14 protein-coding genes and 2 pseudogenes are annotated in these 14,218 nt (G+C 69.7%); 12 read left to right on the forward strand and 4 right to left on the reverse strand.

Features of this window, described 5'->3' with window-relative positions:
* The first annotated feature begins 32 nt into the window (after positions 1-32).
* Together FXN61_RS09795 and FXN61_RS09800 are read left to right on the forward strand one after the other, a co-directional pair.
* Positions 33-1,364, forward strand: a pseudogene (locus FXN61_RS09795) (FAD-dependent oxidoreductase).
* Positions 1,354-2,541: an MFS transporter gene (locus FXN61_RS09800; protein ID WP_167972428.1), complete on the forward strand. Its 1,188-nt coding sequence runs from the start codon at positions 1,354-1,356 to the stop codon at positions 2,539-2,541. Before FXN61_RS09795 ends, FXN61_RS09800 begins: the two are co-directional and overlap by 11 nt.
* Positions 2,542-2,549: 8 nt before the next feature.
* Here the strand turns inward: FXN61_RS09800 and FXN61_RS09805 are convergent.
* Positions 2,550-2,657 (reverse strand): annotated as a pseudogene (locus tag FXN61_RS09805) (arsenate reductase ArsC); the annotation flags it as partial.
* Positions 2,658-2,789: 132 nt separating this feature from the next.
* On the opposite strand from FXN61_RS09805, the gene FXN61_RS09810 reads away from it, so the two are divergent.
* The gene (locus tag FXN61_RS09810) at positions 2,790-3,782 is read left to right on the forward strand and encodes an ArsO family NAD(P)H-dependent flavin-containing monooxygenase (protein WP_167972462.1); all 993 of its coding nucleotides are present in this window, start codon (positions 2,790-2,792) and stop codon (positions 3,780-3,782) included.
* Here the strand turns inward: FXN61_RS09810 and FXN61_RS09815 are convergent.
* Together FXN61_RS09815 and FXN61_RS09820 are read right to left on the reverse strand one after the other, a co-directional pair.
* The gene (locus tag FXN61_RS09815; RefSeq protein WP_167972430.1) at positions 3,772-4,128 is read right to left on the reverse strand and encodes an ArsR/SmtB family transcription factor; all 357 of its coding nucleotides are present in this window, start codon (positions 4,126-4,128) and stop codon (positions 3,772-3,774) included. The two genes, FXN61_RS09810 and FXN61_RS09815, sit on opposite strands and share 11 nt — an antisense overlap.
* Before the next feature lie 52 nt (positions 4,129-4,180).
* Positions 4,181-4,975: a helix-turn-helix domain-containing protein gene (locus FXN61_RS09820; protein WP_167972432.1), complete on the reverse strand. Its 795-nt coding sequence runs from the start codon at positions 4,973-4,975 to the stop codon at positions 4,181-4,183.
* Between the two features lie 86 nt (positions 4,976-5,061).
* Here FXN61_RS09820 and FXN61_RS09825 point away from each other — a divergent pair, with 86 nt between their 5' ends.
* The 3 genes from FXN61_RS09825 to FXN61_RS09835 are packed head-to-tail and all read left to right on the forward strand — an operon-like array spanning position 5,062 to position 6,988.
* Complete coding sequence (locus FXN61_RS09825) at positions 5,062-5,220, forward strand: hypothetical protein (RefSeq protein ID WP_223165374.1); 159 nt, start codon at positions 5,062-5,064, stop codon at positions 5,218-5,220.
* On the forward strand, positions 5,213-6,208 hold the full coding sequence (locus FXN61_RS09830; protein WP_167972434.1) for a zinc-dependent alcohol dehydrogenase family protein: 996 nt from the start codon (positions 5,213-5,215) through the stop codon (positions 6,206-6,208). The genes FXN61_RS09825 and FXN61_RS09830 overlap by 8 nt, the downstream gene beginning before the upstream one ends.
* Before the next feature lie 27 nt (positions 6,209-6,235).
* Positions 6,236-6,988, forward strand: a complete 753-nt coding sequence (locus FXN61_RS09835; protein WP_167972436.1) for a hypothetical protein — start codon at positions 6,236-6,238, stop codon at positions 6,986-6,988.
* Positions 6,989-7,004: 16 nt separating this feature from the next.
* Here the strand turns inward: FXN61_RS09835 and FXN61_RS55200 are convergent, their stop codons facing one another.
* On the reverse strand, positions 7,005-8,378 hold the full coding sequence (locus FXN61_RS55200) for a DUF4241 domain-containing protein (protein ID WP_167972438.1): 1,374 nt from the start codon (positions 8,376-8,378) through the stop codon (positions 7,005-7,007).
* 526 nt (positions 8,379-8,904) lie between these two features.
* Here FXN61_RS55200 and FXN61_RS09845 point away from each other — a divergent pair.
* From FXN61_RS09845 to FXN61_RS09870, 6 genes are all read left to right on the forward strand, one after another.
* Complete coding sequence (locus tag FXN61_RS09845) at positions 8,905-10,386, forward strand: non-reducing end alpha-L-arabinofuranosidase family hydrolase (protein ID WP_167972440.1); 1,482 nt, start codon at positions 8,905-8,907, stop codon at positions 10,384-10,386.
* 98 nt (positions 10,387-10,484) lie between these two features.
* Positions 10,485-11,027 (forward strand): GNAT family N-acetyltransferase, encoded by a 543-nt coding sequence (locus FXN61_RS09850; RefSeq protein ID WP_223165375.1) that lies wholly within the window; start codon positions 10,485-10,487, stop codon positions 11,025-11,027.
* A 99-nt stretch (positions 11,028-11,126) separates the two neighbouring features.
* Entirely contained in the window at positions 11,127-11,705 is a 579-nt protein-coding gene (locus FXN61_RS09855) for a hypothetical protein (RefSeq protein WP_167972444.1), read from the forward strand.
* 95 nt (positions 11,706-11,800) lie between these two features.
* Positions 11,801-12,691, forward strand: a complete 891-nt coding sequence (locus FXN61_RS09860; protein ID WP_167972446.1) for an ABC transporter ATP-binding protein — start codon at positions 11,801-11,803, stop codon at positions 12,689-12,691.
* Positions 12,688-13,425, forward strand: coding sequence for an ABC transporter permease (locus tag FXN61_RS09865; RefSeq protein WP_167972448.1), 738 nt, complete (start codon positions 12,688-12,690; stop codon positions 13,423-13,425). The genes FXN61_RS09860 and FXN61_RS09865 overlap by 4 nt, the downstream gene beginning before the upstream one ends.
* Positions 13,422-14,218: sensor histidine kinase (locus FXN61_RS09870; RefSeq protein ID WP_167972450.1), on the forward strand; the 797-nt coding region annotated here is incomplete at its 3' end. The genes FXN61_RS09865 and FXN61_RS09870, both read left to right, overlap by 4 nt.

Genomic DNA, 14,218 nt, shown 5'->3' on the forward strand with positions numbered 1-14,218 from the left:
GATTCGAAATGTGTCGATACAAGGGGTGCGTCGTGAGCGAGTTGCCAGTCGTCGTGGTGGGTGCTGGACCTGCGGGTTTGTCCGCGGCGGCACACCTGGTCGAACGGGGCGAGCAGGTGCTCGTGCTGGAGGCGGGCGACCGGGCCGGTGCCGCCGTGTCGCAGTGGAACCACGTCCGGTTGTTCTCGCGATGGAGCGAGCTGGTCGACCCGGCGGCCGAGCGTCTGCTGACGCCGACCGGCTGGGTGCGTCCCGACGGTGGCGCTACCCGACTGGCGCGGAGTGGGCGGAGTCGTACCTGCCGGCCGCTGGCCGCGGTGCCTCGGCGACCGGGTGCGGCTCGGTGCACGGGTTGTGGGCGTCGCGCGGCGTGGCCGTGACCGGGTGGTCGACGCCGGACGTGAAGACGAGCCGGTGACCGTGCACGTGCTGACCGCGGACGGGGAGGAGCGGATCACGGCACGAGCGGTTGTCGACGCTTCCGGCACCTGGGGATCGCCGAACCCGCTGGGCGGTGACGGTCTTCCCGCGGCAGGGGAGAAGGCGGCGGCCGCGCGGATCAACTACCGCGTGCCGGACCTCGCGGTGGAACGGGCGCGGTACGCGGGCAAGCGGATCGCGGTCGCGGGCAGCGGCACTCGGCGTTGACCGCGTTGGTGGCGCTGGCGGACCTGGCCGAGCATGAACCCGGCACGAAGATCGTGTGGCTGCTCCGGCGCGGCGCGGTCGGCAACGCCTTCGGCGGTGGCGAAGCGGACCAGCTCCCGGCGCGCGGTGCGTTGGGGCTGCGTGCGAGGAAGGCAGCCGAGGCCGGTCACATCGAGACGGTGACGGGGTTCCGCACGGCATCCGTCGAACGGGCGGCGGACGGCAGCCTCACGCTGGAGTCGTTCGACGGCCACCAGGTCGAGGGCATCGACGAGATCGTGGTGCTGACCGGGTTCCGGCCGGACCTGTCGTGGCTGTCGGAGATCCGCCTCGACCTCGACCCGGTGTTGCAGGCGCCGACGAAGCTCGCGCCACTCATCGACCCGAACGTCCACTCCTGCGGCACGGTCTACCCCCACGGTGAGGCGGAGCTGCGTCACCCGGAGCCGAACGTGTACCTGGTGGGCATGAAGAGCTACGGACGCGCGCCGACGTTCCTGTCGCTGACCGGCTACGAGCAGGCTCGCTCGGTCGTGGCCGCGATCGCCGGTGACCACGAGTCGGCCGGACGTGTCGAGCTCGTGCTGCCGGAGACCGGCGTGTGCGGTGGTGCCGGCGTGTTCGACGCACCGGCGGAGCAGAAGAACAGCGGCGGATGCTGCAGTGCGCCTGAGACGGTCGACGTGTCGATCGGCCTCGCGGCCAGTGCACGTTGAGACGACGGCGCAGCCCGGTATCGATGCCGGGCTGCGCCGCGTCCTGATCGTGTTGTGCACCACCGAGATCATCAGCTGGGGTGTGCTCTTCTACGCGTTCCCGGTGCTGCTGCCGACGATCAGCGCGCGCACGGGATGGTCGCTGGCCGCCATCACGGCCGGGTTCTCCGCGAGCCAGGTCGTGGCGGCGCTCGTGGGTGTGCCGGTCGGGAGACTGCTCGACCGGCACGGTCCCCGAGCCATCATGACCGCAGGCTCGGTCATCGCCGTCCCGGCGCTGATAGCGCTGGCGACCGCGCAGTCGTTGGCGTGGTTCACGGTCGCGTGGCTGCTGGCCGGTGTCGCGATGGCCGGGGTGTTCTACGCACCCGCGTTCGCCGCGTTGACCCGCTGGTACGGGCCGAAGCGCGTAACAGCGCTGACGGCCGTGACACTGGTGGCGGGGCTGGCCAGCACGGTGTTCGCGCCGCTGACCGCTGTCCTCAACGCCTACCTGGACTGGCGCACCACCTACCTCGTGCTGGCCGGCTTCCTCGCTGTCACAACGATTCCGCTGCACTTGTGGGGCTTGCGGCTGCCGTGGCCGCCGATCGAGCACGAGACGGAGCACCGCCCGTCCGCCGTGGCACGCAGCAAGCCTTTCCTTGTGCTCACGGTCGCGATGAGCCTGGCCGCGTTCAGCGTGTACGCGGTCGTGGTCAACCTCGTGCCCCTGCTGACCGAACGCGGCATGTCGACATCAGCGGCCGCCGTGGCCCTGGGCCTCGGTGGGGTGGGCCAGGTCCTCGGTCGGCTGGGCTACGCGAGGTTGACCGCGAAGACGTCGGTGCGCACCCGGACGGCGCTCGTGTTGCTCGCGAGTGCGGTGATCACGACGCTGCTGGGCGTGGTGCCAGGTCCGGCTCTGCTGCTGATCGCGGGAGCGGTGCTCGCCGGCGTGGCACGCGGCATCTTCACGCTGGTGCAGGCGACGGCGATCACGGACCGCTGGGGTGCGGTCCACTATGGACAGTTGAGCGGCCTGCTCGCCGTGCCGGTGACACTGACCGCGGCGATCGCTCCGTGGGCAGGCAGTGCGATGGCCTCGTGGCTGGGTGGTTATCCAGCGGTGTTCGTGGTGCTGGGGGCGATCGGGGTGCTGGCGGCCGCGTTGTCGACCGCCGGCGTGCCTCGTTAGCCGAGCAGTTCGGCGACCAGGCCGGCGGGGTCTTCGAGCTGCCAGTCGAGGTAGCGCTTGCCGGGGAACACCGGGCAGGTGTCGCCACAGCCCATCGTGATCACCACGTCGGAGGCTGCAGCAGTGCCGCGGCGTTCGTCGATGCAGATCACACCTCTTGTATCGACGGTTGTCAATCCAGGTCGCTAGGGTGATCGTCATGACGAGCCCGGATCAGACGCTGCACCCAGGAGAACCTGTTGAGCACCATGGGGCTGCCCGTGCTCAGGTCTGACGTCGTGGTGATCGGCGGCGGCCAGGCAGGGCTGGCCGCCGCCTACTACCTGCGCCGCGCGGGCGTCGACCACGTGGTGCTCGACGCACAGCCGCTGCCGGGCGGAGCGTGGCCGCAGACGTGGAACTCCCTGCGCCTGTTCTCCATCGCGCGCCACAGCTCGCTGCCCGGCTGGCCCATGCCGTCCCTTTCGGACGGATACCCGACCGCACACCACGTCGTCGACTACCTCGCCGCTTACGAGAAGCGCTACGACGTCCCCGTTCATCGGCCCGTTCAGGTGACCTCGGTCAGCCGCGGCGAGGACCGGCTCCTGGTGCACACCGACGCCGGAACCTGGTCGGCGCGACACGTCATCAGCGCGACCGGCACGTGGTGGCGGCCGTTCCGGCCGCTGCTCGACCTGCCCGGCCGCCAACTGCACACCGCCGACTACCACGACCCGCTCGAGTTCGCGGGACAGAAGGTCGTCGTGGTCGGTGGCGGCAACTCCGGCGCACAGATCGCGGCCGACCTGCTGCCGCACACCAACCTGACCTGGATGACCCGCCGGCCACCGCGGTACATGCCGGACGAGATCGACGGCAAAGCCCTGTTCGACATCGCCACGCGACGCGGCGGGGTCGGTGACCTCGGGGACATCGTGGCAGTGCCGCCCGTGCGCGAGGCACGCGACAGCGGTCTGCTTGTCGCCACACAAATGGACACCGCGGCGTTGTCCGAAGCTGATGCCGTGGTGTGGTGCACCGGATTCCGGCCCGCCCTCAGTCACCTCGCTCCGCTGCGACTGCGCGACACCGAAGGACGCGTCGCCGTCGACGGCACGTCCGCCGTGGAGGAACCGCGCCTGCATCTGCTCGGGTACGGAAGCTGGACCGGTCCCGCGTCCGCGACCCTCATCGGCGTGGGGTCGACCGCGAAAGCGACGGTCGCGAAGATCTCCGCCGCCCTGGCCCTCAGGCCGTGACCACGCGCCGTTCGCTGCTCACGCTGCTCAGCACCGCCGCCATCCGGTCGGTCGTCTCCGGGCGCACGCGGTAGTACACCCACGTGCCCCTGCGTTCCGAGTCGACCAGACCCGCCTGGCGCAGCAGCTTGAGGTGATGCGAGATCGTCGGCTGAGACAGGTCGAACGCCGGCGTGAGCTCGCAGACGCAGACCTCACCGTCGGGCTGTGAGGCGATCATCGACAGCAGCCGCAGGCGCACCGGATCGCCGAGCGCCTTGAACATCGTCGACAGCTCCGCCGCCTGTTGCTCGGCGAGCGGTCCCTCCGACAGCGGCTCGCAGCAGCTTGCCTCTTGCTTCGACATCTTTCAATATTGTAGGTACTTCGGGTTCCGCGCAACACGTCCGCGCAAGCGCTCACGACGACATGGCCGGGCGCCGGAGGATTTCGGCGGTGGTCTCGTCGACTGGCAGCCAGGCCTCCAGGTGCAGCTCGGCGAGGGTGACGTCGACGGCGGTGGCGAACGACGTCAGCGTCGTGAGCAGCTGGAGGGTGCCGGCCGGTGTGTGCAGCTGCAACGGGACCGCGAAGCCCAGGTAGTCAAGGCCGGGCGGCGGTGCGTCCGGCAGGTACCCGGACAGTTCGGTGATCAACTCGCTGAGCTGCGGATCGGGGTGGCGCGCAGCCCTGGCACGCAGGCCTTCGATCACGTGCCTGCCCCAGACGGCCAGGTTCTTCACCCGAGCGGCCATGCCGCCGGGGTGCAGCGCCAGCCGCCAGATGTTCATCGGGCCGGCCAGCAGTTCCGGCGCGGCGCCTTCGGTGAGCACGCCGATCGCATCGTTGGCGGCGACGATCTGCCCGAGCGGGCCCGCGACCAGCGCCGGGTAGGGCATGTGCCCGGTGAGCACCTGGTGCAGCGCTTCGCGCACCGGGCGCATCCGGGGATCGTCAAGGTTCGTCTCCCCGAACGCGGGCGCGTAGCCGGCCGCGATCAGCAGCGCGTTGCGTTCCCGCAGCGACAGGTCCAGCGACTCGGCGAGGCGCAGCACGAGAGGGCGGCCGGGAAGCGAGCGGCCGGTTTCCACGAAGCTCAGATGCCGTTGGGTGGTGCCCGCCCTCGTGGCCAGCTCCAGCTGGCTGACTCGGCGTGCGTCGCGCCACCGGCGCAGCTCGCTCCCCAGAGCGCTGTGGTTCTCGATCGTCCGCACGTGTTCCTTCCCAGCCGGTCGCGATGGCGTGTGCCCATTCCTCACAGGGAATTGTCCGGCCTCGCCGGAGCTCACAAGATCGGTTCATGACCGATGTGAGTGAAGTGATCAACCGGTTCAACGCCGCGTTCGCCGGCCCGCCTGACCACGTGCGTGGCGTGAACCTGATGCGGGTCCGGGACGGGCTGATCGTGGAAGCGCTCGGGTACAGCAAGAGCGCGCCGCGCGAGGCCGCGGATGCGTAGCTGGCGGGCGATCAGCGGTGCGGGGATCGACGGGCTGACCCTGAGGGAGACACCCGCGCCGGTACCGGGACCGGGCGAGGTGCTGGTGGCGGTGCGGGCGGTGTCACTCAGCTTCCGGGAGCTCCTCGTGCTGCGCGGCACCTACGTGCTGCCGGTCAAGCCGGACCTGGTTCCGGTGTCGGACGGCGCCGGTGAGGTGGTGGCGCTGGGGCCTGGTGTTCAACGGACACGAGTCGGCGACCGGGTCATCGCCGGGTTGTTCCCCAGCTGGCTGGACGGCCCGTTCGGGCCCGAGCACCTGCCCCAGCTCGGCGGGTCGTTGGACGGGATGCTGGCCGAACTGGTGGTCCTGCCGGAATCCGCGCTGGTTCCGGTGCCCCAGCACCTGTCGTTCGCGGAGGCAGCGACGCTTCCGTGCGCCGCCGTGACGGCCTGGAACGCACTGTCGGGCGTCCACGCGGGCGACACGGTCGTCACGCTGGGCACCGGCGGCGTGTCGCTGTTCGCGGTGCAGTTCGCCGAACTGCTCGGCGCCCAGGTCCTCGCCACCACGAGCGCCCACGACAAGGCCCAACGGTTGAAGGCGCTGGGCGCTCACGAGGTGCTGAACCACCGCACCACACCGGACTGGCCCGCCGAGGTGCGGAAGTCGACGGGTGGCCGCGGCGCCGACCGCGTCGTCGACGTGGTCGGCGACCTGTCGCGGTCGCTGCGAGCGGTGGCGGTGTCCGGGCAGGTGGCGCTCGTCGGGTTCGTCGGCGGCGACGTGCCCGCGTTCGACCCGAGGGTGCTGTTCGGCACCGGTGCGAGCGTCCGGTCGATCGCCGTCGGCAGTCAGGCCCAGTTCCAGGCGATGAACCGCGCGATCGAGGTCAACCGCCTCCGCCCGGTTGTGGACCGGGAGTTCGCGTTCGAGGATGCCGTGCAGGCGTTCCGGTACTACGAGGATGAGCAACCGCTTGGGAAGGTTGTCATCATGGTGGGCTGACCACCGTTGACGTGATGTGAGGTTGACGTGCTGATGCTCGACTACCGGCTCGACGAGTCGTACGAGTCGTACCAGCAGCACATCAACCTCGCCACGGCGGACGAGTGGGTGCTCGGCTCCGACTGCTTCCTCGGCGAGGTCTGCTTCGCCGCGGGCCGGCAGGACCTCAAGGTCGGGCCGGTGCCCGTCCCGGTCCTCTCCGTCGCCAGGGGGCTCTACCTCGCGGTGGCGGAGGGCCACTCCTACTCCGAGGCGTACGAGGTGGAACGGCTCGTCGAGTTCACGTTCCGCAACGACGCCGCAGTGGTGCGCTCCCGGTTCACCGGCGGCAGCGCCGAAGTCGACCGCACCGTGCTGCACGTGGCGTTGCGCGAGTTTTGCGCGCGGGTCGTCCGCGAGCTGGGGGAGCAGCACCCCGCGTTGCTCGGCAACAACATCGTCACCATGCTGCTGGACCGCATTCGGCGCGACGACACCGCCGCGCCGGAGCTGGTGCGGGTGCTGCCCAGGGACCCGGACGGGATCGGTGACCGGATGGGCGCTCTGATCTGGTCGGGCGGTGGTCTCGTGGGCACGTCACTGAGCCGGGTCGACGTGGAGCTGATGCCCGCGGCCGAGCCGGAGCTGGACGAGCAGCCGGATCTGGCGGACTTCAGCCGGCCGCTGTTCCTCGCCGCTGGGCCGGTGGAGGCGGTACCTGGTCTGGTGCGCCGTGCCGTGCGGGTCGCGCTCACGCTGCACGGGCTGGATGACCACCCGGCGGCGCGCCTGCTCGGATGAGTGTTCGCCGGCAAGATCAGCCGGGCTCGGCGGTGGCCAGCTCGGGCACCCGGAAGTCGAGGACGAAGCGGCTGAGGGAGCCGTCCTCGGCGCGGCCGAGCCACACGGGGAACGCGCCGTCGCTCCAGCCCGGCACGATGATCATGTCGGTCTGGCCGGCGGAAAGGGTGTGATAGGCGGCTTTGCCGGTCATGGCGGCGTCGATGTCGGTGCGTGGGAACGCCGTCGCGCCGGTGTGATCGACCAGTGCGAGCGTGGCGGTGTCCACCGGGTTGCCGAAGAACTCGCCGTCGCCCAGTTCCAGTTCGTGGTCGCCGTCGCGCAACGCCAAGTGCCATGACGTGACCAGTGCGTCCGTGACGGTCACTCGGCACGCGACCGTCCAGGTTGTTTGCGGCGCCTCGTTTTCCGTCACCTGGAACACGTCCACCGGATACTCGCCGGATGGAGCCGTCGCGGCCAGCGGTGCGGAGGCGGCGTCGAGCCAGCTGGGGTCTCCGACGAGCAACTTGCCGCTGGGCAGCCGGATCTTGCCGGCGGGGATCTGCTTCACGGTCAGGGCGCGACCGTCCTGCGTGCGGAACCGCGCCCCGTCGGTGGTGAGTTCGGTGACGTGGCGCGGGCGCAGCGGGTGCGGCGGACGCCACGGGAACGTGGCGGGGACTTCCTCGGGGCCGGAACGGACGGTCACGGGCCCGGTCATGCCGGCGAGCACCGGCCAGCCGTCGACCTCGGGTGCGGCGATGTCCTCCTGGGGTCGCGTCGGCTCCGGCCAGTTCGTCCAGTCACGCGAGGTCTGGAGCTTGCCGCCGTTGGACAGCTCCGTGTCGACCGAGACCGCCTTGATCGCCGCGGTTGCGTCGCGGCGGACACGGGCCCGGAACGTCGGCTCGTCGCCGTCGAACTCCGGTGCGTCCTGCTCGGCGTAGCTCCAGCCGCGCACCTCGAACAGCCGCAACCGCCCGTCCGGCCAGCGCCGGTAGGCGACACCCCGGTACCGGCGACCGTTGGCGTCGATGAACCACACCTCGGCGTGGTGCGCCGACCCGCACACCTCCACGACTGCCCGCACCACTCCGCCGGCCAGCAAGACCACGGCGTACTGGCCGCCCGCGGCGTCCTGGGCGCGTGCGACCGACTCGGACATCGGTGACACCGGGGCACGCGAGGCGGAGTCCCATCCCGCGCAGTACACGACCTCGACCGGCTCGTTCGTGGGGGCGGGCTCGGGCACCGTCGGCAGATCTTCCCCGATGAGCGGATCGTCGGCGTGAGGGCTGCTGGAACGCCCGTGTGCCAGCAGTCCGGCGGCCACCAGCGACGCGGCCAAGGCGCCGGACAGGATCGCGGTTCGTCGTGAGAGGCGCGTTGGCGGTCTGTCCTCCGGCACCGGTGAGTTCACACCTCGAACGCGTTCCACGGCGATGAAACCTCCACGCCCTCGCCCTCCCCGTTCGGGTCATGTTGCCTCAAGCTGCCGGCGGTCTACACCGCGACGCCTGCCGCCGACTGCCCGCCGAACGACCTGCGCGCCCACGACGCGCACTGGCAGCCAGGCAACTACGAAACCAACCAGGCCCTCGTCCGTGACGTGGGTGCGATCGCCGAGTGGAAGGGCTGAAGCCGAGCCTCGGCAAGAGCCTGCGTCTCACGTGGGACTTCTCCTGGAAAACTCTCCGTTACATCTTGACGCGATAGATGTTATCGCTCACAGTCCACATGTCCAGTTCAGTCGCACCGCTGATTGGCTACCTACCACCTAAATCCCCAAATATTCCTACCCGGATCAGGCTCGCAAATGTTAGCGCTAACACGCTGCTTGCCGGGCCGTTGTCCCGTGCGCGGGTGTCGTCGGAAGTCCGCGCCGATGCGCCCGCCTCATGCCGGTGGTCCCAAATGATGAAAGGAAAAATGCTATGTCGATTGGGTTTGCGCGCACCGCGAGGTGGCGTCGTCGGTGGCGGTCGGGGTTGGCCGCTGCGGCAGTCGCTACGGCCGTGGGCGGGCTGCTCACGGTGGCCCCCACGTCGGTGTCGGCCGCCACGGTGGACAGCAGCGCCTGGTACGTACTGGTGAACCGCAACAGCGGCAAGGCCCTCGACATCAACGGCGCATCGACCGCCGACGGCGGCAACCTCGTCCAGTGGACCCGCACCAACGCCAACAACCAGCAATTCCAGTTCGTGGACTCCGGCGGCGGCTACTACCGGCTGCGCGCGCGGCACTCCGGCAAGGTGCTCGACGTCTTCAACTGGTCGACAGCGGACGGTGCCGCGGTCGTGCAGTGGGCCGACGGCAACGGCGCCAACCAGCAGTTCCGGCTGGCCGACTCCGACAGCGGCTACGTCCGGCTGGTCAACCGCAACAGCGGCAAGGCGGTCGAGGTGCAGGGCTTCTCGAGCGCCGACGGCGCCGGCGTGGTGCAGTGGAGCGACTTGAACGGCAGCAACCAGCAGTGGCAGCTCGTCCGGGTTGACGGGGGCAGCGGCGCATGCGCGCTGCCGTCGACGTACCGCTGGTCATCGACCGGCCCGCTGGCCAACCCGAAGCCGGGATGGGTGTCGCTCAAGGACTTCAGCGCCGTCGTCCACAACGGGCGGAACCTGGTCTACGGCACCTCTCACGACACCGGGGAGAGTTGGGGAGGGATGAGCTTCAGCCCCTTCACGAACTGGTCCGACATGGCCAGCGCCACCCAGCACACGTTGCCCTTCAGTGCCGTCGCGCCGACGCTGTTCTACTTCGCCCCGAAGAACATCTGGGTGATCGCCTACCAGTGGGGCTGGCCGGACACCTTCTCCTACCGCACCTCGAGCGACCCCACCAACCCCAACAGCTGGTCCGCGCAGCAGCAGCTGTTCACGGGCACCCTCCCCGTCGGGGCTCCCATCGACCAGACTCTCATCGCCGACGACAGGAACATGTACATGTTCTTCGCCGACGACCTCGGCAACATCTACCGCGCCAGCATGCCACTCGGGAACTTCCCAGGCAGCTTTGGCTCGAGCTACACGAGGATCATGAGCGACACGGCGGAAAACCTGTTCGAGGCGGTCGAGGTCTACAAGGTCAAGGACCAGAACCAGTACCTCATGATCGTCGAGGCGCAGGGGTCGAACGGGCGCTTCTTCCGCTCCTTCACCGCCACCAGCCTGGACGGCTCGTGGACGCCGCAGGCCGCCACCCAGAGCAATCCCTTCGCCGGCAAGGCCAACAGTGGCGCCACCTGGACCAACGACATCAGCCACGGTGATCTGATCCGCACCAATCCCGATCAGACCAAGACCGTCGACCCTTGCAACATGCAGTTGCTCTACCAGGGACGCAACCCCAACTCCGACGGCATGGAGTACGGCAAACTGCCTTACCGGCCAGGCGTGCTGACACTGCAACGCTAGCCAGTGGCGTGACGGCGGGCTCGGTGCAAGGCCGAGCCCGCCCGCGCCCAGTGATCACCTCGGACGCCGGCGACGACTCGACAGCGCAGAATGTGACCGTGACGATCACGCTGTCCGTGCCGAAGACCGAGTCGGCAGTCGCCTTGCGGCTGCGCCCGTGGCGGTTGGACGACCTACCGGCACTGCTCACGACGCATCGCGACCCGGTCCTGCGCCGCTGGCTGGCCACGTCGCTGACCGACGAGACCGATGCCCGGCAGTGGCTGGACGCACAGGCAGCCGGCTGGGCCTCCGCAACACGGTTCAGTTTCGCCGTGGTGGCCGATGAAGAGGACAACGCGCCCATCGGTCACGTGGTGGTGAAGGTCGGGACCGCAGGCGTGGCAGAGGTCGGCTACTGGACGGCGCCCGCCGTCCGGGGTCAAGGCATCGCCTCCCGTGCCCTGGACACCGTGTCGCGATGGGCGCTGGGCACGCAGAACCTGGTCCACCTGACCCGCCTGGACTTGTTGCATGCCAAGGACAACCGAGCCTCCTGCCGTGTGGCGGAGAAGTGCGGCTACCTCCTGCACGACCTGCTACCGGCCGCACCGTCCGCCTTCCCGGACAGCGGACACCGGCATGTGCGCACGCCGTCATGAAGCTGACGTGCCGCGACAGAGCCCACGGCACCGCTGGGGTTATGGGTCGATGCGAAAGGTCAACGGCGCTCGGTGTTCCGGCTCCGGCATACTCGCGGGATGCCGGAGGATCTCTCGCTCACCGACCATCAACGGGACCTGCGGGCAAAGTTTCTGGCCGCGCCGACGGTGCCGGCGCCCCAGCCGTGGCGTCCGGCTGACTGCCACGTGGTCGCTGTCGGCGGGCTGCTCGGTGTTGGATTCGCCACTGATCCCGACAGCGGCCGCGACCTGTTGTTGGTGGCGTCCACACGCGGGCTCGGGTTGTTCGACACCGTCACCGGTGAGCGCCTGGCCCGCGACAGCGAGCCTGATTCGGGTTGGCCGGACGACAACGACTTGACGTGCCAGGGAATCGGGCCGATCGCGCAGCATCGCGTGCCGATGGCCGGGCTGGCCGGCGGCGGTCTGCACACCGGCACCACGGGTTGGTCGGTGGACGTCGCCAGCCCGGACTGGCCGCACGAGCGGGTGCTGTTGTCCACCGGGAGTCCGTACACCGGTGGGGCGCACGGCGAGACCTGGTGGCACATCTTCCATTCGCGCTACTCCGAACTGCGTGCGGCCGGGTTCTCCCCATCCGGGGCGACGCTGGTGGTGGCGACCAGCAGCGACATCAACCTGTGGACCAGGGCCTGACCCCAGACCGGAGCAGTGGCGTTGACATTTGTCATCACCACCTGGTGACTCCGCCTCACTACTGGCGACCACCTCACCCGGTCAGGCTGAGCACCATGGAAACGGTGCTCGAAGTACGCGGGGCGCGGCACAACTACGGCGCCACGCCGGCCCTGGCCGGCGTCGATCTCGATGTCGGTGCCGGGGAGTGTGTGGCGTTGCTCGGGCCGAACGGCGCGGGCAAGACGACGCTGGTGAACCTGGTGGTCGGGCTGTTGCCCGCGAAGGAGGGCCGGGTTCGCGTCTGCGGCGGTGACCCGCGCCTCGCGTCAACTCGCCGGCGGCTCGGTGTGGTTCAGCAGTCCCTCGGTTTCCCGAACACGCTGAAGGTGGTCGAGCTGGTCACCGGCGCCGCGGTGCGTGCGGGGATGCCGAGGTCGGCCGCCGGGCCGGTCATGGCCGAGCTGGACCTGACCGACTTGGCCGGGCGGCGAGCGGCGAAGCTCTCGGGTGGCCAGAGACAACGGCTGCAGCTCGCCATGGCGCTGGTCGCCGATCCGAGGTTGCTGGTGCTGGACGAGCCGACGGCGGGTCTGGACGTGCCTGCCCGCAAGAGGTTCTGGCAGCTGCTGGTGGAACGCCGGGCGCGGGGAACCGGCGTGCTGGTCACCACGCACCTCATCGAGGAGTCCTCGGCCGTCGCCGATCGCGTGGTGGTGCTCAACCACGGTCGCGTGCTCGCCAGCGGGACGCCGGACGAACTGGTGGCTCGGTTGCCGGACCGCACGGTGATCGCGCGGACGGCGCTGGGCAGGGACCGGCTCGCGGTGTTGCCGGGTGTGGTGTCGGTGCGCAACGACGGCGAGCACGTTCATCTGGGCACTCGTACGCCGGAGGCGTTGTTGCGGGTGTTGCTCGCGGAGGACCCCGGTCTGAGCGATCTGCGGGTCGAGGGCGCCGGGCTGGAAGAGGCAGTGGCGGGTTTGATCGAGAGAGGTGCGGCATGAATGCGAAGGTCTTCGGTGTCGAGCTCACGGACGAGCTGAGGGGTATCGTCCGCGAGCCCACCGCGCTGTTCTTCTCCATCGTGATGCCGGTGGCGTTCTTCGCGCTTTTCGTGTCCCTGTTCGGAAAGTTCAGCAGCGGAGGGTTGTCGGCGGGCACCACGATGGTCGCCACGTTCGGCGCGTTCGGCGTGGTGTCGGTCGTGCTGATGAATCCCGGCATCGGCGTCGCGGCCGATCGGGAACGTGGCTGGCTGCGGGCGAAACAGGTGTCCGCGGTGCCGATCGGCGTGACGCTCGCGGCGAAGGTGATCGCCGCGCTGCCTTACGCGGCGGGTGTGCTGCTCGCGATGACGGCGACCGCGGCGGCCACCGGTGCGCTGGACGCGCCGGTGCCCGCGCTCCTGCGGATTCTCGCCGTGCTGATGGTGGGCGCGTTGCCGTTCGCGTTGCTGAGCCTGGCGATCGGGTTCCAGACCGGGGCGGGCGCCGCTACCGCTGTGCTCAACGCGATCCTCATCCCATCGGCCGTCCTTTCCGGACTCTGGATGCCGCTCGAGATCATGCCCGCGTTCTTCGGTGACGTCGCACCGTTCTTGCCCACCTACCACCTGGCCCAGCTGGCGCTCGCCCAGCTGACCGGTGCTCCCGTGCTCACGCACGTGCTCGTGCTGCTCGGCACGACGATCGTGGCCGCGGCGCTGGCCGCGGTGTCGTATCGTCATGCTCGGTCATGAAAAAAGTCGCAGGGATCTCGCGCTGGTTCCACCTGCTCTATCTCGGGAACCTGTTGTGGGCACCGGTGTTCGACCCGGCCGCGGGCTGGGTGGACTGGGTGCTCGTGGGCGGCGTGGTCGCGGCCTTCGTCCCGATGTACGTGCTGGCGTGGCAGCGGCCGTCGCTGGTCCGCTGGCGTTGCACGGTGCCGACGGTGGTGCTCGGCGCGCTCGTGACACCGTTCAACACCGGCGCCGCGGTGCTCTTCGTCTACGCGGCGGCGTTCGCGGGTCTCTCGGAGTCCCGGCGTCTGGCGATGCGGTGGTTCGTCGGCCTGTCCGCGCTGATCTGCCTGTTCTCCGTGGTGTCGGTGGTCGAGATGCCTTACCGGCTGTGGGGGTTGCTCCCGTCGTTGATCTTCCTGTGGCTGATCGGCATCCTGCAGGTCGAGTGGGCCGAACGGGAACGCGAGGCCGGCGAGCTGCGCATCCGCAACGTGCGCATCGAACATCTCGCCACCCTCGCGGAACGTGAGCGCATCGCCCGCGACCTCCACGATCTGCTCGGCCACACGCTGACCGCGATCATCGTCCGCGCCCAGCTGGTCGCCGCGGATCCCGCACGGGTGCAAGAGGAAGCGGCGGAGATCGAGCGCACCGCCCGCGCGGCGCTGGGCGAGATCCGCGACGCCGTCACCGGCTGGCGCAGCGCGAGCCTCGAGACCGAGCGTGGAGGCGGCGCGCGCCGCGTTGACGAGCCTCGGCGCGAGGTCGTGGTGCGGCGGGATCCGGACCTCGTGACGTCGGCTCGACC

Source organism: Lentzea indica, assembly GCF_012184385.1.
Classification (GTDB): Bacteria; Actinomycetota; Actinomycetes; order Mycobacteriales; family Pseudonocardiaceae; genus Lentzea; species Lentzea indica.

Excerpts from the sequence above, each read along its gene's own strand:
- FXN61_RS09810 (WP_167972462.1), top strand. The coding sequence starts at position 2,790 with ATGGGGCTGCCCGTGCTCAGGTCTGACGTCGTGGTGATCGGCGGCGGC.
- FXN61_RS09815 (WP_167972430.1), bottom strand. The coding sequence starts at position 4,128 with ATGTCGAAGCAAGAGGCAAGCTGCTGCGAGCCGCTGTCGGAGGGACCG.
- FXN61_RS09825 (WP_223165374.1), top strand. The coding sequence starts at position 5,062 with ATGACCGATGTGAGTGAAGTGATCAACCGGTTCAACGCCGCGTTCGCC.
- FXN61_RS09830 (WP_167972434.1), top strand. The coding sequence starts at position 5,213 with ATGCGTAGCTGGCGGGCGATCAGCGGTGCGGGGATCGACGGGCTGACC.
- FXN61_RS09845 (WP_167972440.1), top strand. The coding sequence starts at position 8,905 with ATGTCGATTGGGTTTGCGCGCACCGCGAGGTGGCGTCGTCGGTGGCGG.
- FXN61_RS09855 (WP_167972444.1), top strand. The coding sequence starts at position 11,127 with ATGCCGGAGGATCTCTCGCTCACCGACCATCAACGGGACCTGCGGGCA.
- FXN61_RS09860 (WP_167972446.1), top strand. The coding sequence starts at position 11,801 with ATGGAAACGGTGCTCGAAGTACGCGGGGCGCGGCACAACTACGGCGCC.
- FXN61_RS09865 (WP_167972448.1), top strand. The coding sequence starts at position 12,688 with ATGAATGCGAAGGTCTTCGGTGTCGAGCTCACGGACGAGCTGAGGGGT.